Source organism: Mycobacterium sp. 050128 (assembly GCF_036409155.1).
Classification (GTDB): Bacteria; Actinomycetota; Actinomycetes; order Mycobacteriales; family Mycobacteriaceae; genus Mycobacterium.
Genome location: NZ_JAZGLW010000002.1, coordinates 235,987 through 256,334 on the forward strand (window position 1 = coordinate 235,987; position 20,348 = coordinate 256,334).

20 protein-coding genes are annotated in these 20,348 nt (G+C 66.5%); 3 read left to right on the top strand and 17 right to left on the bottom strand.

Translation table 11 applies throughout. The features are described from left to right. Positions 1-110: 110 nt before the first annotated feature. From gcvH to SKC41_RS18575, 7 genes are all read right to left on the bottom strand, one after another. Complete coding sequence (gcvH, locus tag SKC41_RS18545; protein WP_330979155.1) at positions 111-509, bottom strand: glycine cleavage system protein GcvH; 399 nt, start codon at positions 507-509, stop codon at positions 111-113. A 24-nt stretch (positions 510-533) separates the two neighbouring features. Next, the gene (locus SKC41_RS18550; protein WP_330979156.1) at positions 534-1,409 is read right to left on the bottom strand and encodes a DUF881 domain-containing protein; all 876 of its coding nucleotides are present in this window, start codon (positions 1,407-1,409) and stop codon (positions 534-536) included. Between the two features lie 5 nt (positions 1,410-1,414). Beyond that, positions 1,415-1,747, bottom strand: a complete 333-nt coding sequence (locus SKC41_RS18555; RefSeq protein ID WP_036469126.1) for a small basic family protein — start codon at positions 1,745-1,747, stop codon at positions 1,415-1,417. A 13-nt stretch (positions 1,748-1,760) separates the two neighbouring features. Further along, positions 1,761-2,687, bottom strand: coding sequence for a DUF881 domain-containing protein (locus SKC41_RS18560; protein ID WP_330979157.1), 927 nt, complete (start codon positions 2,685-2,687; stop codon positions 1,761-1,763). Beyond that, a complete protein-coding gene (locus SKC41_RS18565) occupies positions 2,680-3,306 on the bottom strand; it encodes a CDP-alcohol phosphatidyltransferase family protein (RefSeq protein WP_330979158.1) in 627 nt (208 codons plus the stop codon). The genes SKC41_RS18560 and SKC41_RS18565 overlap by 8 nt, the downstream gene beginning before the upstream one ends. A 63-nt stretch (positions 3,307-3,369) precedes the next feature. Continuing rightward, entirely contained in the window at positions 3,370-5,694 is a 2,325-nt protein-coding gene (gene secA2, locus SKC41_RS18570; protein WP_330979159.1) for an accessory Sec system translocase SecA2, read from the bottom strand. 125 nt (positions 5,695-5,819) lie between these two features. After that, positions 5,820-7,463, bottom strand: coding sequence for an acetolactate synthase (locus SKC41_RS18575; RefSeq protein WP_330979160.1), 1,644 nt, complete (start codon positions 7,461-7,463; stop codon positions 5,820-5,822). A 94-nt stretch (positions 7,464-7,557) separates the two neighbouring features. On the opposite strand from SKC41_RS18575, the gene SKC41_RS18580 reads away from it, so the two are divergent. Continuing rightward, positions 7,558-9,477, top strand: a complete 1,920-nt coding sequence (locus tag SKC41_RS18580; protein ID WP_330979550.1) for an ABC transporter ATP-binding protein/permease — start codon at positions 7,558-7,560, stop codon at positions 9,475-9,477. Positions 9,478-9,481: 4 nt separating this feature from the next. On the opposite strand, the gene SKC41_RS18585 is transcribed toward SKC41_RS18580, so the two are convergent. From SKC41_RS18585 to SKC41_RS18595, 3 genes are all read right to left on the bottom strand, one after another. Beyond that, positions 9,482-10,954: an FAD-binding protein gene (locus tag SKC41_RS18585; protein ID WP_330979161.1), complete on the bottom strand. Its 1,473-nt coding sequence runs from the start codon at positions 10,952-10,954 to the stop codon at positions 9,482-9,484. Further along, positions 10,951-11,451 carry a VOC family protein gene (locus SKC41_RS18590; RefSeq protein WP_330979162.1) on the bottom strand — a complete coding sequence of 167 codons (501 nt, stop codon included), beginning with the start codon at positions 11,449-11,451 and terminating at the stop codon, positions 10,951-10,953. The genes SKC41_RS18585 and SKC41_RS18590 overlap by 4 nt, the downstream gene beginning before the upstream one ends. Before the next feature lie 123 nt (positions 11,452-11,574). After that, a complete protein-coding gene (locus tag SKC41_RS18595; RefSeq protein ID WP_330979163.1) occupies positions 11,575-12,258 on the bottom strand; it encodes a TetR/AcrR family transcriptional regulator in 684 nt (227 codons plus the stop codon). A gap of 121 nt (positions 12,259-12,379) precedes the next feature. Here SKC41_RS18595 and SKC41_RS18600 point away from each other — a divergent pair, with 121 nt between their 5' ends. Then, a complete protein-coding gene (locus SKC41_RS18600) occupies positions 12,380-12,826 on the top strand; it encodes a nitroreductase family deazaflavin-dependent oxidoreductase (RefSeq protein ID WP_330979164.1) in 447 nt (148 codons plus the stop codon). Between the two features lie 6 nt (positions 12,827-12,832). Here SKC41_RS18600 and SKC41_RS18605 read toward each other — a convergent pair whose 3' ends face one another. Together SKC41_RS18605 and SKC41_RS18610 are read right to left on the bottom strand one after the other, a co-directional pair. After that, positions 12,833-13,513 (bottom strand): Rv1815 family serine proteinase, encoded by a 681-nt coding sequence (locus SKC41_RS18605; protein ID WP_330979165.1) that lies wholly within the window; start codon positions 13,511-13,513, stop codon positions 12,833-12,835. Between the two features lie 119 nt (positions 13,514-13,632). Then, positions 13,633-14,574 carry a sterol desaturase family protein gene (locus SKC41_RS18610; RefSeq protein WP_330979166.1) on the bottom strand — a complete coding sequence of 314 codons (942 nt, stop codon included), beginning with the start codon at positions 14,572-14,574 and terminating at the stop codon, positions 13,633-13,635. Positions 14,575-14,637: 63 nt separating this feature from the next. Here SKC41_RS18610 and SKC41_RS18615 point away from each other — a divergent pair, with 63 nt between their 5' ends. After that, positions 14,638-15,828 (top strand): NAD(P)/FAD-dependent oxidoreductase, encoded by a 1,191-nt coding sequence (locus tag SKC41_RS18615; RefSeq protein ID WP_330979167.1) that lies wholly within the window; start codon positions 14,638-14,640, stop codon positions 15,826-15,828. Positions 15,829-15,831: 3 nt separating this feature from the next. On the opposite strand, the gene SKC41_RS18620 is transcribed toward SKC41_RS18615, so the two are convergent. The 5 genes from SKC41_RS18620 to SKC41_RS18640 form a co-directional block, all read right to left on the bottom strand. Beyond that, positions 15,832-16,542 carry an MgtC/SapB family protein gene (locus tag SKC41_RS18620; protein ID WP_330979168.1) on the bottom strand — a complete coding sequence of 237 codons (711 nt, stop codon included), beginning with the start codon at positions 16,540-16,542 and terminating at the stop codon, positions 15,832-15,834. Positions 16,543-16,696: 154 nt separating this feature from the next. Continuing rightward, entirely contained in the window at positions 16,697-16,819 is a 123-nt protein-coding gene (locus SKC41_RS18625) for a DUF732 domain-containing protein (protein ID WP_442931706.1), read from the bottom strand. An 87-nt stretch (positions 16,820-16,906) separates the two neighbouring features. Then, positions 16,907-17,230, bottom strand: coding sequence for a DUF732 domain-containing protein (locus tag SKC41_RS18630; RefSeq protein WP_330979169.1), 324 nt, complete (start codon positions 17,228-17,230; stop codon positions 16,907-16,909). Positions 17,231-17,266: 36 nt separating this feature from the next. After that, positions 17,267-18,655 carry a PPE family protein gene (locus tag SKC41_RS18635; protein WP_330979170.1) on the bottom strand — a complete coding sequence of 463 codons (1,389 nt, stop codon included), beginning with the start codon at positions 18,653-18,655 and terminating at the stop codon, positions 17,267-17,269. A 5-nt stretch (positions 18,656-18,660) separates the two neighbouring features. Beyond that, positions 18,661-19,896, bottom strand: a complete 1,236-nt coding sequence (locus SKC41_RS18640; protein ID WP_330979171.1) for a PPE family protein — start codon at positions 19,894-19,896, stop codon at positions 18,661-18,663. Positions 19,897-20,348: the final 452 nt, after the last annotated feature.

The following is a 20,348-nucleotide window of genomic DNA, read 5'->3' on the forward strand; positions in this document are numbered from 1 at the left end:
CTTCCAACGCTGATGTGTTGACCGTACCGCGCGGTGGTTCCGAATGCGCTAGCCACCGGCTGGATCGCTAACCGATCGTTTGGCCCCCGTGGCAGGGACATTAGCAACCGTCACTCGGTCAATGTGCCGCGGTAGGCCTCGGCATCGAGCAGCCCGGAAACGGCGGACTCCAACTCAGCGCCGTCCGAGACCTGAATATCCAGCAGCCAGCCGGCACCGTACGGGTCGGAGTTGACCAGCTGCGGGTCGCCTTCCAGTTCGCCGTTGACGGCGGTCACCTTGCCGGACACCGGCGCGTAGAGGTCCGACACGGATTTCGTCGATTCCACCTCGCCGAAGGATTCGCCCCCGGTCACCTCGGTGCCGACGTCGGGCAGCTGGACGAAAACCACGTCGCCCAGCGCCGATTGCGCGAAGTCGGTGATCCCGACCCGCACGGTGTCGTCACCGCTCCGGCGAACCCACTCATGTTCGGCGGTGTAGTGCAGATCGGGCGGGATATCGCTCACGGCAATCCTGTTCTTTTCGGCGTCTCACTTGACGGGCTGAGCGTATTGGTGCGGTTTTGGTTGTCGCAAGGTGGTCACGTCGATGCGGTCGCCCTGCTGCACGGACATCTTCCCGCCGACCCGCTTGATGCTGTCCTCGGCACCCCCGGGAATGTTCATCGCAGCGGCCAGCGTGGGCGGATCGCCAATCGCCAGAATCGAATACGGCGGCGACAGCGCCTTGGTGTCGAGGGTCAGCGCACCGGGCGTGCCGACCACCCAGGTGTCGACACCCACCCGCACCGACTGGTGGCCGCCGTTGACCTCGATCGCCTCGGCTCCGGCGGCGCGCAACTCATTGATCACGTCGAGCATTACTTCGGGCGATATTCCTGGACCGGGGTCATCGATCGTGATGGTGACGCCGGGTCCGGTCGCGCCGACGGCGCCCACCAGGATGGACAGCGCGGCCAGCCGGGCCTGCGCGCTTTGGATCGCGGCCTGGTCGGTGTTGCCGGACGCCTGCAACGAATTCAGCGTGTTCTGCAGCTCGTTGACTTCGCCGTTCAACGTGCCCTCGCGCTGCCGCAACGAATCCAGCAGCACCAGCAAGTCTGCGGGGCGCGCAGTGTCCAGCGAGTCACCCGACCGGGTCTGGCGGACCTGGGTGACGATCGCGACGCCCAGCACCAGACAGAGCAGGACCGCCAGCGTTCCGAACATCAGCCGCGACCGCCCGCTCCGCAGCATCCCGGACAACCCGGTCCGGCCTACCGCCCCGATCTCGGGGCGCGGGCTGCGCGCGGGCAATTCGTGGCGACCACGCTGCGCTGTATCGTCGGCCCCGGGCTTGGCATCCTCGTGTCTGGTTGGCGCGTCCCGACTTTCGTCGGCCACGCCGTCGGGTTGATCCTGACTCATTTCCGTTACGCCCCGAACAGCCTGCGCCGCAACGCGGCGGCATTGCCGAAGATCCGGATGCCCAGCACGACGATGATGGCCGTGGACAACTGCGTGCCCACGCCCAACTGGTCGCCGACGTAAACGATCAGCGCCGCGACAAAGACGTTGAACACGAACGAAATCACGAAGACTTTGGGGTCGAAGATCCGCTCGAGGTAGGCCCGCAGCCCGCCGAAAACCGCGTCGAGCGCGGCGACCACCGCGATGGGCAGATACGGCTGGACGACCTCGGGCACGGCGGGATGGAAAACCAGGCCCAACACGATGCCGACCACAAGTGCCGCGATACCGATCATCCGAGGACTTTTCTCACTTGGGCCCAATCTGTTTGGCGAACTTGACTTCCCGGACCGATCCGGCCGGCAGCGACAGGCCGTCGGAGACGTTCACCGTGATGCCGACACCGTAGGAGACCTCCAGCAGCCTAAGACGCTGCAATCCGGGGCTGTTCTCGAAGACGTCCCGCATCCCGTTCGGCGGCCCGACCGCGAGGATCGTGTACGGGCTGCTGGTGGGGTTGTTGTCGACCAGGATCGCTCCCCCGGCCTGACGGATCGTTACATTCGGCCCGATGCGCACCCCGCCGATCGAGATCGCCTCGGCGCCGCTGGCCCACAACGAATTGACCACCAGTTGCAGATCGCGATCGAGGATGATTTGCCGGCTCCCGTTCACGCGCTGCTTGGACACGTCGGAAAGGTTCGGGCTGGCACCGGGATCGGTCACTGTCACGGTCAGGCCGGGACCGATGATTGCTGTGCTGGCCGCCGCCAGGCTGAGACTGTCCAGCCGGCTCAGCAGCCGCTGGCCCTCGGCATTGTCGGCCAGCGCGAGCCGTTGCACGTCGTCGACCTTGCTCGACAGCATGCTGCGCTGCTGAGCCAATTTCGTGTCGGATTCCTCGATCGATCGCACGCTGCGCGCCAGCAGCTGCTGAGCTGTACGCACACCCGGCTCGACCGAACGGGCTTGCGCGACCGCGGCGGCGAAAACCGTGGCGACAAGCATCGCCGCCAGGGCTTGCCAAAGCCAACCGAACACGCGCGTGCGCCCACTCTGCGGTGTGCCCTCAGCGGCGCGCCGTTCGGCGGCCGCGGCGTAACCGGGATCCAGATGCTCCGAGAGCAGCGCGCGCAACAGCGAGGGCACCGGGATCAGCGTGGGGCGCGCGGCGGCGTGCGCGCTACGGCCCGCGTTGGGGTCGTAGCCGCCGAGCAGGCGATCCGGTTCAGCCATGCTCACCCGGTTTGCGGGCGATCGGCGCTGCCGCGTGTTGGGTGACCTTGGGCATGCGCCGCATCACCAGGACCATCTGCACCGCGTACAGGGCGAATGACCACAGGTAGGCGTACATTCCCCAGATCAGAAAGCCCCAGCCGCAGGCGCCGATCACCCGGCTCCACAACGCGTCCCAGGTGCCCAGCAGCACGAGCGGGAAGCCGGACATCAATGCGAACGTCGCGGCCTTGCCGAAGTAGGTCACCGGCAGCGCGGACAATCCGCGACTGCGCAGCAGCGGCAGCGTGGCCGCGAGCAGCGCGTCACGCGCGACCAGGGTGATGACGAACCACCACGGCACGATGCCGCTGAGCGCCAGCACGACGGGAACGGTCACCATGTAGAGCCGATCGACCGCCGGGTCCAGCAGCACACCCAGCCGCGACGATTGATTGAGCGTGCGGGCGATCTTGCCGTCGGCCCAATCGGAGGCGCCGCTGAACATCAGGATCCCCACCGCCCAGCCGTTGGCGTGGGCGACCAACAGTACGTAGATGAACACCGGGATGAGCACCAGGCGCAGCGTGCTCAACAGGTTGGGCACTGTCAGCACCCGGTCTGGCGGAACCGGCTCCATGAGGCGTGACATTAGCTCGGTGACGATGTGGTCCGCACCGCGGGACGAGCCGCGCGGGGCCGTCTAGCGGAATACCCCGGGCAGGCTCAGGGTGGACAACGTGTCGTCGGACAGCGGGTTGTCGTTGACCATGTAGGTCCACGTCGACGTCGGTCGGGCCAGCTTGGACAGATCCAGGCCCGGCTCCTCCTCGAGGACGTTGGCCGTTTCGAACGTCTGCTGAGCCGCTTCGATCGCGTCGGCGGCCAGCGACGCGAACGCGTCGACCGCCATGCGGTGGAATTCGTCGAGCGGGTTCTGCCGGCCCAGCGCGCGCAGGTGAATGCTCTCGCGGATGTCGGCCAGATAGGCCAGGTGATCGGCCCAGCCGCGGTCGAGGTGATAGAGCATGATCTGTCGGCAGATCGTCTCGAGGCGTTCTTCCGAGATTTCCTCCGACAGCTCCTCATACCGCTTCGGGGCGAGTTCGGCGAGCTCTTCGCGCGCAGTTGCAGTGCGCAGCAAGGTGTTTCGGCGGTCCACGATGATGGCGCGCTGCTGGGCGATCAGCTGGTTGTAGCGCCAGGTATTGGCGTGCACGTCCAGCATCCGGCCCTCGGCGACCCGCTGGGCATGGTCGAGCAGCCCGGCCGCCTTGGGGCTGACGATCCGGCCGTCCTCGTCGGTCTGCTCCGGCAACTTGTTGCGGTCGAGGTTGGCCGCCACGACGTCGTCCTCCCAGCTGGAGAAGAACACCGACGAGCCCGGGTCGCCCTGACGGCCCGCGCGCCCGCGCAACTGGTTGTCCAATCGTTCGGTGTGATGGCGGCCGGTGCCGACCACGTGCAGCCCGCCCAGCTCCGCGACCCGGTCGTGGTCGGCTTCGTCGGATCCGCCGAGGCGGATATCGGTGCCGCGCCCGGCCATTTGGGTGGACACCGTGACGACGGCGTACTTCCCGGCCTCGGCGATCACCTCGGCTTCCTCGGCGTCGTTCTTGGCGTTGAGCACCACCGCCGCCACGCCGCGGCGGACCAGCTGCTCGTGCAGCTCCTCGGACTCGGCCACATCGCGGGTGCCGACCAGGATCGGCTGTCCGGTCTCGTGCACCTGGGCGATGTGCTCGACGACCGCGTCGTTCTTGGCCGCGGCGGTGATGTAAACCCGGTCGGTCTCGTCTTCGCGAATGTTGGGAGTATTCGGCGGAATTGGTGAAACGCCAAGCTTGTAGAACTGGCGCAGCTGCTCCCCGGCGGCCAGCGCGGTCCCGGTCATTCCGCACACCGTCGTGTAGCGGTTGATCAGCGCCTGCACCGTGATGGTGTCGAGCACCTCTCCGGTCTCGGTGGTCTCGATGCCTTCCTTCGCCTCGACGGCGGCCTGCAGGCCGTCCGGCCAGCGCTGCAGTTGCGCGATGCGGCCGCGCGAGGCGTTGATCAGGTGCACCGCATCGTCGCGGACGATGTAATGCACGTCGCGCTGCAACAGCACGTGGGCGTGCAGCGCGACGTTCACTTCGGTGAGCGTGGTGACGACGTGCTCCTCGGAGTACAGGTCGATCCCGCCGAGCGCCTTTTCGACCTTGCGTGCGCCGACGTCGGTGAGGTGCACGTTGCGGCTGTCGGAGTCGGTGTCGTAATCGATGTCCGGCGCGAGCTCGCCGACCAGTTTGATGATCTCGAGCCGCGGCGTTTCCCGGTGCGTGGTGCCGGCCAGCACCAGCGGCACCAGCGCCTCGTCGACCAGCACCGAATCGGCCTCATCGATAAGGGCCACATCGGGATTCGGCGACACCAGGTCGTCGACGTCGGTCACCAGCTGATCCCGCAAGACGTCGAAGCCGATCTCGTTGACCGAGGCGTACGTGACGTCGCAGTCGTAGGCCGCGCGGCGTTCCTCGCTCGTCGACTCGGCGGTGATCCAGCCCACCGTCAGTCCCATCGCCTCGATCAGCGGGCCCATCCATTCCGCGTCCCGGCGGGCCAGGTAGTCGTTGATGGTCACGACATGGACGTGCCGGCCGGCGATCGCGTATCCCGCGGCCGCGATCGCACCCGCCAGTGTTTTGCCCTCGCCGGTCGCCATCTCGATCACGTCTCCGTCGAGCATGCGCAGCGCGCCCAGCAGCTGAACGTCGAACGGCCGCAAGCCCGTTGACCGCTCCGCGGCTTCCCGGGCGATCGCCAGGAACTGCGAGATGTCCTCGGAGTCGGCGAGATCGTCGAGATTGAGCAACCCGGTGGCCTTGCGCAGCCGCTCGTCGGAGAGGCCGGCGGCCTTCTCGTCGTATTCCGAGGAGTCGGTGACCTGCGAGAGCGAGCGCGAGCGGTTCTTTTCCGTACTAGCGCCGAGCAGCTTCCAAAATCTGCTGCTCAGGCGGCCCGGTTGGGTGCGGGTTGTCTTTGGCACAGGTCAACGGTACGCGGTGACCAGCACACCTCCGGCTAGGCCGGTCGGCGACGATGCACTCCGCTACGCGGAGTGAGGTGGGGGTACCTCCCAGCCGCGCAGCGGCGAGGGGGCAAGCCGACCAATCAGGCCAGGTTTGATCGGCGCGGGTAAGCGATGCTCGGGTCGGTGAGCACGTTGACGACCGCGGGCAGGCCGCTGGCGAACGCGCGCTCCAGCGCGGGGCGCAGCTCGACGGGCGCCGAGACCAGCTCGCCGTGGCCGCCCAGGGCGCGCACCACCTCGTCGTAGCGGGTGCCCGGCCGCAGCTCCGCCACCACCGAGTAGCCGTAGATCGCTTCCATCGGATGCTTTTCCAGCGCCCAGATTCCGTTGTTGCCGATCACCGATACGACCGGAACCTGGTGGCGCACCAGGGTGTCCCACTCCATGCCGCTGAAGCCGAAGGCGCCGTCGCCCTGCAGCAGCACGACCTGACGCTCGGGGTGGGCCAGTTTGGCGGCCAGGGCGTAGCCGGGGCCCGACCCGAGGCAGCCGAACGGGCCGCTGTCCAGCCAGCAGCCGGGCTGGTAGCTGTCGATCACGCGGCCGGCGTAGGAGCCGAAGTCGCCGGCGTCGATGACCACGATGGCGTCGCGGTCCAGCATCGGCGCCAGTTCGGCGTACACCCGCATCGGGTGCAACGGAATTCGGTCGTCGCCCAGATCGGCGGTCTCCTGATCACGGGCCGCGGTCTCGGCCGACCGCAGCGCGGCGATCCAGTCTTCGTGCTCGGCGCCGCCGCGCCCGGACAGCGCCGAGAGTATGCCCGTCAGGTCGCCGTACAGGCCCGCCGCGATCGGCCGCGGATGCGCCCGATCGGGTTCGGCCCGATCCGCGACGACGAGCTGGGTTTCCGGTCCGAACACCTTGCCGAAGCCGAGCCGAAAATCCATCGGTACCCCGACGACGAGGGCGACATCGGCTTCGCCCAGCGCTTTGGCACGCGCCCGCGAGAACGCCAACGGGTGATCGGCGGGCACGACGCCGCGGGCCATCCCGTTCATCAGCACCGGGATCCGCCGCTCCTCGGCCAGCCCAAGCAGCGCGGCCTCGGCGTGTCCCCACCACACGTTGGTGCCGGCCATGATCACCGGCCGCCGCGCGCCGGCCAGCAGGTCCGCGGCGCGGTCCAGCGCGTCGCCGTCGGGGGCTTGCGATGGGGGCGGCTCGGTCAGTGCGCCGGGTCGGCCGTCGTCCTCGGAGACCGCGAACACGTGATCCATCGGAAAGTCGACGAATCCGACCCCCGACGGCGCGCCGACGGCGGCCCGCAGTGCCTCGTCGACCAGCCGGCCCGCGTCTTGCGCGGACTGCGCGGTGGCCGCAAAACGCGCCAGCGGTGCCACGAACGGCACGTGGTCGATCTCCTGCAGCGATCCCATGCCCCAGCGCTGCGCGGGTGCCCGGCCGCCGAGCACCACCAGCGGTGACTGGTTTTGCTGCGCGGCCGCCATCGCGCTCATGCCGTTGGTGACACCGGGACCCGCGGTCAGCGCGGCCACGCCCGGCACCCTGGTCACCTTCGACCAACCTTCGGCGGCGAAGGCCGCGGTCTGCTCGTGGCGGGTGTCGATGAGTCGAATGTCCTCGTCACGGCAGCCGTCGTACAGGGAGAACAGGTGGCCGCCCGACAACGTGAAGGCGGTGTCGATACCGCTGGCTTTGAGCCGCCGGGCGATGAGTCGGCCCGCATGGACAATCTGGCTGGACGGAGCGTCGATGCTCATCCTGGCAGCCTATCCGCCGGTCTCGGGTACCTTCGCGGGGAAGCATTCGCCACGAGGCTCCTCAGGAGGCCTCGATAGCAAGGAGACGTCGAAGTTGGGTCCCACGCTATTCAAGCCATCCATCGACTGGTCGTCGGCACTCGTGGACTCGTTGCAATGGGTCGCGATCGCCTGGGCGGTCGGCGCCGTGTGTCTGATCGTCGTGCTGACAGCATTCAGGTTCTTCACGCCCTGGGGCCGCCAGTTCTGGCGGATCACCCGCGGCTATTTCGTCGGCCCGGCCAGTGTCAGGGTGTGGCTGCTACTGGGGGTGCTGCTCCTGTCGGTGCTGCTTGCCGTGCGGCTCACCGTGCTGCTCAGTTACCAGGGCAACGACCTGTACACGTCGGTGCAGATCGCGGTCCAGGGCACGGCTGCCGGCGATGACACCGTCAAACAGTCTGGTATTCATGGCTTTTACATGTCGTTGCTGATTTTCAGCGTGTTGGCCACGCTCTACGTCGTCCGGTTCATGCTCGACATCTACATCACCCAGCGGTTCATCATCTCGTGGCGGATGTGGTTGACGGCTCACCTGACCGACGACTGGCTGGACGGCAAGGCCTATTACCGAGATCTGTTCATCGACAACACGATTGACAACCCCGACCAGCGTATCCAGCAGGACATCGACATCTTCACCACGAACGCCGGCGGCACCCCGAACAACCCGTCCAACGGGACGGGCAGCACGCTGCTGTTCGGGGCCGTGAATGCGGTCGCTTCGGTGATCTCGTTCGCCGCCATCCTGTGGAACCTGTCCGGGGACCTGACCCTTTTCGGTTTCACGTTGCCGCGGGCCATGTTCTGGACGGTGCTGGTCTATGTGCTGATCGCGACGGTCGTCGCGATTTGGCTTGGGCGCCCGCTGATTTGGCTTAGCTTCAACAACGAGAAACTCAACGCCGCCTTCCGGTATGCCTTGGTGCGGCTGCGCGACGCCGCGGAAGCGGTCGGCTTCTATCGCGGCGAGCGGGTGGAGCGCTCGCAGTTGTGGCGGCGCTTCACGCCGATCATCGACAACTATCGCAAGTTCGTCCGCCGGACCATCATCTTCAACGGCTGGAACTGGTCGGTGTCGCAGGCGATTGTCCCGCTGCCGTGGATCATTCAGGCACCGCGGTTGTTCGCCGGCAAGATCAACTTCGGCGATGTCGGTCAGACGGCAACGGCCTTCGGCAACATTCACGACTCGCTGTCGTTCTTCCGGAACAACTACGACGCGTTCGCCTCGTTCCGGGCGGCCATCATCCGGTTGCACGGATTGGTCGACGCCAATGCCCAGGGTCGCGCGCTGCCCGCGGTGCTGGTTAAACCGAGCCAGGACAAGGCGGTTGAGCTGGCCGGTATCGAGGTCCGCACGCCGGCGGGAGATCAGCTGATCGACTCGCTCGACATCGAGCTCGACACCGGCGACACGCTGGTGATCACCGGGCGGTCCGGCGCCGGCAAGACCACGCTGCTGCGCAGTCTGGCCGAATTGTGGCCGTACGCCTCGGGAACACTGTGCCGCCCGGACGGTGACAACGCGACGATGTTCCTCTCGCAGTTGCCCTACGTGCCGCTGGGCAGTCTGCGCGGCGTGGTGTGCTACCCGAACTCGCCGGATCACATCAGCGATGGCGAGCTGCACGAGGTGCTGACCAAGGTGGCGCTGGCCCCGCTGATCCAACGCCTCGACGAAGAGCAGGACTGGGCCAAGGTGCTCTCGCCGGGTGAGCAGCAGCGGGTTGCCTTCGCCCGGATTCTGCTCACCAAGCCGCGCGCCGTCTTCCTAGACGAAGCCACCTCCGCGCTCGACGAGGGGCTGGAATTCGCGCTGTATCAACTACTGCGCAGCGAACTTCCGGAGTGTGTCGTGGTCAGCGTCAGCCACCGCAACACCGTCGAGCAGCATCACGAACAAGAGCTGCAGTTGCTCGGCGGCGGCCGTTGGCAGCTCGGGCCGGTCGGCGAGGAGCCCGCGACGGTTTAGCGCGCTACGCGCCCGCGGCCTGTTGGGCCGCGTGCGTTCCGGCACGGCGGCCGAAGAACGAGCCCTCGCCCAGCTGGGTGCCGCTGGCGTAGCCCTTGCCGTCCTGGGCGATGTTGGACGCACAGGCCCCGACCGCGTACAGGCCGGATATCACGGTCCCGTCCGCGCGGCGCACCTCACCGTCCACGGAGGTGGCCAGACCACCGACTGTGAATCCGGCGTACATGGCCTTGCCCAATGACATGTCGAACGCGCCCCAAGGGCCTTTGTCCTGTGCCGCAAGGAATTCCGGCTGCTTGTGGAAATCGGGGTCCTCGCCCTTGGCGGCGAACTCGTTGTACCGGTCCAGCGTCGCGGCCAGGTTGCCCTCTGGGATGCCAAGGGCCGCTTCCATTTCGGCGACGGTTTCCCAGCCGTCGATCAGTGGCACCAGCGGCATCGTCGGATGTTCCAGGTGTGCCTCGTCGACGATCAAGTACGCGGCACTGTCTGGCTGGTCCATGATGAATCCGGACGTGCGGGAGTGGTAGCAATCCTCGGTGACGAACCGCTGCCCGAGCTTGTTCACGATGATCCCGGTCAGGAGAATCGACGGCGGGTACGGCGGAGCGGTGATGAAGATCTGGTCCATGTGCTGGGTGGCGCCACCGGCCGATACCCCCATCCGGATACCGAGGCCGTCGTCGTAGGTGTTGCCCAGCACGAACGGCTTCTCGGCCAGCTTCGGCGTGTACTTGGCTACCATCTCCGGGTTCATCACGAATCCCCCGGCGGCAATGATGACCGTCTTTGCTTTGATCGCACCGGTTTCGGTGAACCGCTTCCACGTCACCCCGGTCACTCGGGCTTCGGGGCCGGAATCATCCACGATCAGTTCCGTCGCGCCGGTCTCGTAGCGGATCTGCACGCCCAGGTTTGCGGCCCGCTTGAGCAGCAGGTCGATCACCATGCTGGCACCGCCGGTGTCACCGGGCACCGGCACCTTGTGGCCGCGTGGTGCCGGCACCGCCTGCTCCAGGAAGGGCCACACCTTTTCGTTGCCGGTGAACATCAATCCCTCGGTATTGGGCTGGATCACCGCTTTGCCCGGGAAGTAGCTGCGCTCGAACTGGAAACCCAGATCCTCCAGCCATTCGAAGTGCTCGACACTGCCGTCGCTGTATGCCCGAATCTTCTCCAGGTCGGGCTCACGAGATACCGCGACGAGGTACTTGTACATCTCCTCGGCGGAGTCTTCATGCCCGGTGGCCTGCTGGACCGCCGTCCCGCCACCCAGGTAGAAGTGGCCTCCGGCCATCGATGTGGTGCCGCCCGCCGCAGCGGCGCGCTCGAGGACCAGGACCCGCGCGCCGGCGGCTGCCGCGCTCACTGCCGCGCAGCCACCGCCGATGCCGAAGCCGATCACGAGCACGTCGACGTCGTCCGACCACGACGTCACTGTGTCCGCCTTGACCGTTGCTGGAATCTCGGTGCTCACCCTTGCTCCTGTTTGATGTAGTCGTAAAACGCCCTCATCTCGGGCGAGACGTACGCGATTTCCACAAACGGCACACCCGCCTGTGGCGCCGCGATATACGCGAATTGGATTCCGCCGGGCATCACGCCCTGCTGCACCACCGCGGCGCCGTGATTGGCGGCGTCGGCCAGTGCCGCGTCGAATTTCTCGGGGGTTTCGGCCTCCATGCAGATGTGGTGCAGACCTGGCCCGCAGTCACGAAGAAATTCACTATAGATGTTCTCCCCGCTGACTGGTTCGATGAGCTCCAGCTGCATGTCGCCGAGATAGCTCAAGGAGATGTGAGCGATGAAGTCGGCCGGCTTGCCACGGTAGCTACAGCTGTCCGGAGCAAAGTGCACGTCGGGTATCCGCACCCACTTCCGGACGCCTAACAGGCCGGTGAGAGCCGTTTCGGTGGCATCCAGATTCTGGGTAACCCAGGCGATCTGTATCGGTGATTGAACTCCAAGCGTCATCGTTTGGCAGGATAGCCCAGTCTGTCGGCCACCAGAAAGGCCTAGAAATTCTTTGCCGAAATCCGCCGCTCGGCACCCGGAAGCGCCGGGTGAACATGTTCTAATTCAGAACCCGACCGCGGGTCAGTGCTGGACGAGCATGTCCACCAGCAGCGCGAGCTGGGTGTTGAACACGGCTTCCGGATCGGTCAGGGTGTCGGCGCCGTATTGTCCGAACACCTCGAGGCTGATGGCGCCCACCACCCCGGCCCAGAACAAGAAGCACTTGGCGATGACGGCGTCGTCGCCGGGAAAGCTGAACTCTTGCCTGATCCGGTCGAAGTCCGACGACATCGGTTGCGGGACAACGGTATTGGTCAGTCGGATGTCGCCGGTCGTGATCCCGGCGGCGATGGCGTCGAAGATGGCGCCCACCACGCGGGTGCCGACTCCGCCGGTGCGTTCCGCGGGCGCGTGATAACCGGGGACCGGGCTGCCGTACAACAGGGCCCACTGGGCGGGGTGCTCCACCGCCCAGCGCCGCGCCGCCCGCGCGATCGCGACGACGTCGTCACTCCACACTTCGTCCGCGGTGTCGCGGGCTCGGTCCACCGCGTTGGCCAGGTCGGAGTAGGCGTCGATGAGCAGCAGGGTGAGCAGTTCGTCCCGGCTGGACACATACCGGTACACCGCCGAGGAAACCATGCCCAGGTCGCGAGCTATCGCGCGGAGCGACAGCCCGCCCGCGCCGCGATCGACCAGGTGGCGACGGCCCAGCTCGACGATGCGCGCCTCGATCTGTTCCCGCGACTCCTGGCGTTTGCCCACGTCGTCAGTCTCGCACAAACCGAGAACACCGCTCTTGTTTTTCGATGACTGTTGTGTCATCGTGACCATGCAAGAGAGCACTGCTCTCAGAACGTCCAGGCCGACCGAGAGAGGATCCACCATGTCCACCACCCGCTACGAGGAACCCAACAGTGTCACCCGTGCCGGTAACGCCGTGATCCGATGGCTCGCCGAACTCGGGGTCAGCATCGCGGGGACCCGGGCGCTGCGCGTCCGCGGGCGCAAGTCGGGAAAGCCGCGCGCGGTGGTGATCAACCTGTTGACCATCGACGGCGTGGACTATCTCGTGTCGCCGCGAGGCAATACCCAGTGGGCACGCAACGTGCGTGCCGCCGGCGTCGTCGAGGTGGGGCCGCGGTGGCGGCGCAAACACCTCACGGCCACCGAGGTCGAGGATGCGGCCAAACCCGCGGTGCTGAAACGGTACCTGGACCGATGGTACTGGCAGGTCAAGGGCTATGTGGCCGGCCTGACGCCGGATTCCAGCGAGGACGAGTTTCGCGGGGGCGCCCCGTCCATACCGGTGTTCGTGCTCCGGTCACAGTGACGCGCGCTAGCCGCCGTTGAGCTGCCCCGCCATGTCCTGGTGGACCTGTTCGGAGGTGGACCGCCACGAGACCGCCGCGGGAAAGTCGCCCCACATGCTGTTGAAGATCCCGACGATCTGCCCCGGACCGGCGGCGGAGGCCAAATACACCGGTCCGCCGGAGTCGCCCGGATGGCTCTGGACACCGTGGGACATGGTGAACCAGCCGTTGTTCACCGCCTCGACGGTCCCGCAGGTTTCGCCGGTGGAGACGCCGAAGTGGCAGACCGCTTGCCCCGGCTGCAGCGCGACGTTCGGGCTCGACACCAGCGGCCGTCCGCCCGGCAGGATGTTGTTCAGCGCAATGTTGGGATCCAGCGCGATCACTTCGTAGTCGCTGATGGCCTGGTCGACGGCGACGGTCGAGCCGCTGGGGGTGTCGTCGCGGAAGGTTGCGAGATGCCCGATCGGGTTGCGGTTTCTGTCGGTGACGATGTTTCCGGTGCTGCGGCAATGCCCGGCGGTGTACGCGATTCTCGCGGCCTGATCGACGTAGCCCAGGGTGCACAGCCGGTTGTCCTGCAGGATCTCCATGCCCGGGGACACCACCACCGGGTCTGCGTGGGCCGTGGCCGCCGGCAAACCGGGTGTAAAGGCCACGGCGGCAATCGCCGCGACCACTACGCGAAGTGCCATGCGATGCACCATGGACGGACTCCGTTCCGTCAAGGCCGGCGGGTGCTCCGACCACAAGTTGAGATTACGTCGTTACTGTTTCGTCATCGACCTTTTCGCGCTAGCCGGGGCCGGCGTTACAGGGACGGCAGTTACGACGACGTCGCCAACCGAACGGACTCGTCGGTCGCGGCGGCCGGGCGCGGAGTCCAGCCCGGCGGTCCGAATACGTAACCCAGCCGGTCGCGCAGCCGGCTCGCCGAGCGCCAGTCGCGCCCGATCGCGATGTATTCGCGGGTCTGCAGGTTCCAGATGTTGAAGGTGTCCACCTGCTTGGTGAGCCCGTAATGCGGGCGGAACAGCTCGACCTGGAAGCTGCCGAACAGGCGGTCCCAGATGATGAAGATGCCGCCGTAGTTCTTGTCGAGGTACACCTTGTCCATGCCGTGGTGCACGCGGTGGTGGGACGGCGTATTGAAGACGAACTCGATCGGTCGCGCGAGCTTGCCGATCCGCTCGGTGTGCACCCAGTACTGGTAGATCAAATTGATCGAGAACGCGAAGAACACCATCCAGGGTGGAATCCCCAACAGCGGCAACGGAATCCACATCAGGATCTCGCCGCTGTTGTTCCACTTCTGGCGAAGTGCGGTCGCGAAGTTGAAGTATTGGCTGGAGTGATGCGCCTGGTGAGTGGCCCAGATCAGCCGCACCCGGTGGGCGATGCGGTGGTAGGCGTAGTACAGCAGGTCGACGCCGACGATCGCGATGACCCAGGTGTACCACTGGTCCACCCGCAGGTGCCACGGTGCCAGGTAGGCATAAATCGCGGCATACCCGAGCAGGGCCAGGGTTTTCCAACCGGCGGTGGTGGCGATCGAAACCAGCCCCATCGAGATGCTGGCCCACGAATCGCGGGTCAAATACGCGCCCGACGCCGGCCGGGGGTCCTCGGCGGCGGCCTCGAGCCGTTCGAGCTTGCGCGCCGCGGTCCACTCGAGAATCAGCAGCAGCAGGAAGAACGGAATCGCGAACAGCACCGGGTCCCGCAGCTGCGGGGGCAACCCGAACCAGAACCCGGTGGCGGCATTCACACAGATAGATTACGACGGTCGGCTGCGGATGCCGGCAACCCCGACCAATGAGGCGGTGAGTACGTGACCGCGGTGCTCGTAGTCGGCTCCGGCTTCGCGGGGCTATGGGCGGCGTTGGGTGCTGCCCGACGACTCGACGAGCTCGCGGTGCCGGCGGGGGCCGTCGACGTCACCGTGCTCAGCGCTACCGGGTTCCACGACATCAGGGTCCGCAATTACGAGGCCGACTTGAGTGCCTGCCGCATCCCGCTGGCAGAGCTGTTGGACCCCGCCGGCGTGGCCCACGCCGTGACCGAGGTGACGACGATCGACGCCGGAGCACGCACTGTCGGCACGGCCGATGGTGCGACGTACGGCTACGACCGGCTGGTGCTGGCGTCGGGTAGCCGGGTGCTCAAACCCGCGGTGCCGGGGCTGCGGGAGTTCGGCTTTGACGTCGACACGTATGACGGCGCCGTCGCGCTGCAACGGCATCTGCAACGGCTAGCCGTCGATCCGCCGGCGCCCGCGGCGGCGACGGTCGTCGTGGTCGGCGCCGGGCTGACCGGCATCGAGACGGCATGCGAGCTGCCGAACCGGTTGCGCGCGTTGCTCCCCGGAAATCCCCGGGTGATTCTCGTCGACCGAAATCCACTGGTCGGCTCCGACATGGGAGCCTCGGCACGGCCGGTGATTGAGAAAGCGCTGTCGGACAACGGGATTGAGACGAGGACTGGGGTCGGTGTCGACGCGGTCGGCCGCAACGGCGTGACGCTGTCCTCGGGTGAGCTGCTGGAGGCGGCTACCGTGGTGTGGTGTGCCGGGATGAGGGCGAGCTCGTTGACCGATCAACTGCCGGTCGAGCGCGACCGCTCGGGCCGGGTACTCGTCGATGACTATCTGCGGGTGATCGGGGTCGGGTCGATCTTCGCCGCGGGTGACGTGGCCGCGGCCCGCATGGATGACGAACACCTGTCGGTGATGTCGTGTCAGCATGGGCGGCCGATGGGCCGTTATGCCGGCTACAACGTCATCAGCGACCTGTTCGGCGAGCCGCTGCTTGCCCTTCGAATCCCTTGGTATGTAACGGTTCTCGATCTAGGACCGGCCGGCGCGGTCTACACCGAAGGGTGGGACCGCGTGGTGGTCGCCACGGGCGCGGACGCCAAGACGACCAAGCAGACCATCAACTCCAAGCGGATCTATCCCCCACTGACCGGCATCCGCGCCGAGCTGTTGGCCGCGGCCGCACCGGAGTTGCAGGCGCGCCCGTAGCCGTCAGTCGGCCTGCGCTTCGTTACCGGCGTACCACTGCACCGCGCGAACACCGGGCTGCAGGGAGAGCTCGGCGACCAATCGCTCCAGCTTGGCCGGTGTATGACCATCCACCAGAAGGTGTGCGGTCAACGTGATCTCGTCGTCGTCGGACTGACCGGTGTGGATGCCGCGCAGCGTCAGGTCGTTGCTGCTGGCGTGCTGGATTAGTTGTGCGCGGGCGTACTTCTCGGATTTCGGGCGACAGATCGCCTGCACCAGGAAGGGTCGACGGCCTTCGTCTTCCTCGGTGTCGTTGTCATGGTCGATGACCCGCCCCAGCGGGCGGCCCACCACGTGGATGGTGATGACGGCGAGGGTGGCGATCAACGTGAACACCAGGTTCCCGGAGGCGGCCAGTACCCCTATCGCCGCGGAGCACCACAGGGTGGCGGCGGTGTTGAGGCCCCGGACGTTGACGCCCTCGCGCAGGATCACCCCACCGCCGAGAAAGCCGATACCGGACACCACATAGGACGCGACCCTGGTGGGGCTGCTGTCCGGGGTGGCGACCGCGTACAGCACGAACAAGGTGGCACCCGCGGCCACCAGCGCGTTGGTCCGCAGACCGGCCCGGCGTGCTCGCCACTGCCGTTCGATTCCGACCAGGGCGCCACAGCCCACCCCGACGCCCAGCCGGAGCGCGAAATCGGCGACGCTCAGCGTCTGCGACATACCGGACTCCTTCCCCCGACGGCACGGCCGCGACGCCCCCGTGCCGGTCGCGGGCAGCTAACCACCCGCAGGTGAACAGTGGGTGGATGCCAGCCATGCCGGTTGCCCGGTGGACATTCCCGCGCAACCTCTGCGCAGCCGGCGGTTGGCGTTGCTACCCCGCCGAGGACGGTTTGTTGAGCCGTTGCGGGCAGTAGTACTTCGCCGCTATCCCGACGAACAGGGTGGCGTGGTCCGTGGTCAGTCCGGGGTTATCGCGCTGTAGGTTCCCCCACACCGCCTTTCCGAATGCGACGGCCTGACCCGAGTCGGTATAGGTGATACCAGCGCCAGCAGCGGACGCCTCAGGCCGGTCGCCACCGCATCACGCTTTCGAAAGTTGGTGAGGGCAATAGAACTTCGCCGAGATCAGCGCGAAGTCTGATGCCATCTCCATGCTCATTCCCGGGTTGTGGTTTTTCACGTCGTGCACGAGCTCTAGGCCGGACTCGCCGTTGTTCAGGCACGAGCACACCGCTCGCCCTGCCGCGACGGCTGAGGTTTCGCTGGAAAAGCTGAAGCCGGCCTGGCGCAGTGTGGCCAGGAAGGCCCCGTCGTCACCGTCCGGTTCCGGCACCGGTTCGGCGTACGCCGAACCGGCGAAGCCAATCATCGCGAACACGCCGAGTACCGCGAATAGCCGTTTCATCGGATACCTTCTTCCGTGCTTGAATGAGGTTGTTGCTCAACCGATTTGCGCATCTTCGGACGGGATGACCTTGGACTTGCCCTTCTTCAGGTGCACCGCGTGAATACCCGGCTTCTTGGCCAGCTGCTCGAGCAGTGCGTCGAGACCTTCCTGATCGACGTTGTGATGCTGCACCGTTTCGGGCTTCTCCGAAATTTGTGCCACCAAACGTTTCAGGTGCTCCGGCGAGTTCTTATCTTTGAGGTCTTTGAGCGGTTTCATCCGGTTGCGGACACCGGCGTTTACCACGGTGGGACCCCCGGCGCCCAGCGCGCTGCCCAGCATTCCCGCCATCCCCAGCGAACTGAACAGGCTGCCCTCGCTGAGCGCCGCCGCCGGGACAGCCTCCGGCCCGGCGGCGGTCAAGGCGGCGGCCACCGTTCTGATCGCCGGCGTCGACGAGGCCCAGCTGGGCGGAACCGTCAGTGATCCGACCAGCGTGCCCCGAGCGAAACCCGCGGTCGGCGAGATCGCGTCGAACAAGGTGCCCCGGGTGAAGCCCAACGCGCCCAGACCAGCGCCCAACGCGTCTTTGGGGAGTGCACCGTAGGCCACCGGCGGCGCGAACTTGAGCCATTGCGATACGGGGAAGTTGATCAGCAGCCCGATGTCGTTGAACCCCGTAGTAAAGCTCACCGGACCTTTGAGGGCGCTGTACACGGCGTTCACCCACGCGGATCCGTTCGGCCCGAGGGCCGAGTTGAACAGCCCGTTGATGAAGTTTGTGTACTCGGTGGCGAGCTGGGAGAGAAACGCCAGCGGACCGCCCGATGTCGTGCTGGCGGCTGCGGCCGCTGGTGCCGCGGCCGCTGCTGCCGCGACGGTTGGTGCGGCCGCCGCTTGCATCGCCGTGCCTGCGGGGTTGGTGGTCTGCGGCGCCTCGGTGAACGGCGTCAACTCGGACGCCGTCGCCGCGGAGGCGAAGTAGGTGTCCATCGCCTCGCCGTCCTGGGCCCACATCTCCCCGTACTGCGCCTCGGTGGCGGCGATCGCCGCGGTGTTCTGCCCGAAGATATTGGTGGCCATCAACTGGGTCAGCAGTTCACGGTTGGCCGCGATCAGCGCCGGAGGGACGTGGGCGGCGAACGCGGTTTCGTACGCGGCGGCGGCCTGCGTCAATTGTGTCGCGGTTCTGGCGGCCTGGGCCGCGGTTTGCTGCATCCACGCCACGTAGGGTGCGGCCGCGGCCGCCATGGTCGACGACGACGGACCCACCCACGGCCCACTGGTCAGATTCGAAACCACCGACGAATAGGCGGTCGCCGCGGACTGCAATTCGGCGGCCAGGTTCTCCCAGGCCGTCGCCGCCGTCACCAACGACTCCGCGCCCGGCCCGCTGTACATCCGGCCCGAATTGAACTCCGGTGGAAAGGCTGCGTAAAACATGTCGTTCAGTCCTCCAGTTCCGGAATCACGATGATGGTGGCGGCGGCCGGGTCGGCTTCGGCGACGAGACCACCCAGTGCCGCTGCGGTCGCGGCATTGCCGCTCACCGAATGAGTCGACGTCGTGGCAATGGCACGTCCCGCCAGGCTGGACAATGCCATTTGGCTGAAGGCGCCGCCCTCACCGGCCAGCGAGGCGGCCGGTAGAGCGGCCTCGGTAGCGGGCAGCACCGTGGCGAGCGTTCTGATTGCCGGGGCGGCTTGGGTCCAGCCCTGTGGCACCGACATGCTTCCGACCAAAGCCGCTCTGCCCATCGAGCCCGTCACCGGCGCGCCGCCGACCGCGGAGCTCAGCATGGGATGGACGGCGCTGGGCACCCTGGTCAATGGTTCCAACGCACCCTTGATGAACTTCGGCCCGGACAGGTAGGCCGCGGCGCTCTGCCCGTTCTGGCCCCAGGCGTAGGCCTGACCGAACGATAGGAACGGACCACCGGGTATGGAAGTCAAGCCCTGCAGTGAGTACGGGCCGGAGGCGATGGTCGCGAAGATGTTGTTCCACTCGGTCAGGGCCGGCGGCACCGGTGGCAAGGTGATGGGCGATGTCGCCGCCGGCGCCGCGGTCGCCAGCTGGGAGAGCTGTGTCGCGGAGTTGGCGCCCGACGAGGTGCTCGACTGGGCCATCGCCGCTGCTTGCATCCGCGAGCCGGCATCGTTCGTGGTCTGCGGCGGCTCGGCGAATGGCCGCAGCTGCGACGCTGTCGCCGACGATCCGGCATACCCGTACATCGCGGCGGCGTCCTGCGCCCACATCTCCATGTACTGGGCTTCGGTGGCCGCGATCGCCGGCGTGTTCTGCCCCAAGATGTTGGTCGCGATCAACGTCGCCAGCAGGGAACGGTTGGCCGCGATGACGGGCGGCGGCACTGTCGCCGCGAAGGCCGCCTCGTAAGCGCCTGCGGCAAGCTTGGCCTGGATGCCCGCCTGCTCTGCCTGGGCCCCCGTCGCGTTCATCCACTGCACATACGGTGCGGCCGCGGCGGCCATCGCGATCGAGGAGGGGCCGGTCCACGGCCCGACAGAGAGGCTTTGGATCGTCGAGCCATACAGCGCCGCCGTTGAGAACAGCTCCGCAGCCAACTCGTCCCAGGCGGCGGCGGCGGCCAACATCGGCCCCGATCCCGCACCGACGTACATTCGACCGGAGTTGATCTCCGGTGGTAACGCCCCGAAGTCCAACATCGTTACCTCCGCTCCCTCATTTGGCCGCCATGGTAGGCGCGGGTTCACGGCCCTCGCCGCAAACGCGCCGCAGCTCTAATGAAATACATCGAATCGGCCTTGTATTACACGTGTTTAACGACCGCATGTTCGTACTCTCCCGGATAAAAATTTCCCATGTTCTCGCCCGGTCCTGATTCGGGCGCACGCCCCCATGTTGCGATTATTGTCATCAGAATCTACCCGCGACGCGTTCCCTTCCGGTAATCGCGCGGTAAAGAAGAACTGTCACCGCATGCGGGGCCCGTGTGAGAACATCGAAGTGATGTAGCTAACATCGCTGCTAGCGAACTAGCAGTATAACGAGGTATCGTCGGCTTCCAGCGACGGTCCCCGGCGCGTCCTAGATATTCAGAATCCGGCGAATGCCGCGCCCTACCAACGCCAATCGCACATGTGTTACCCGTTATCGG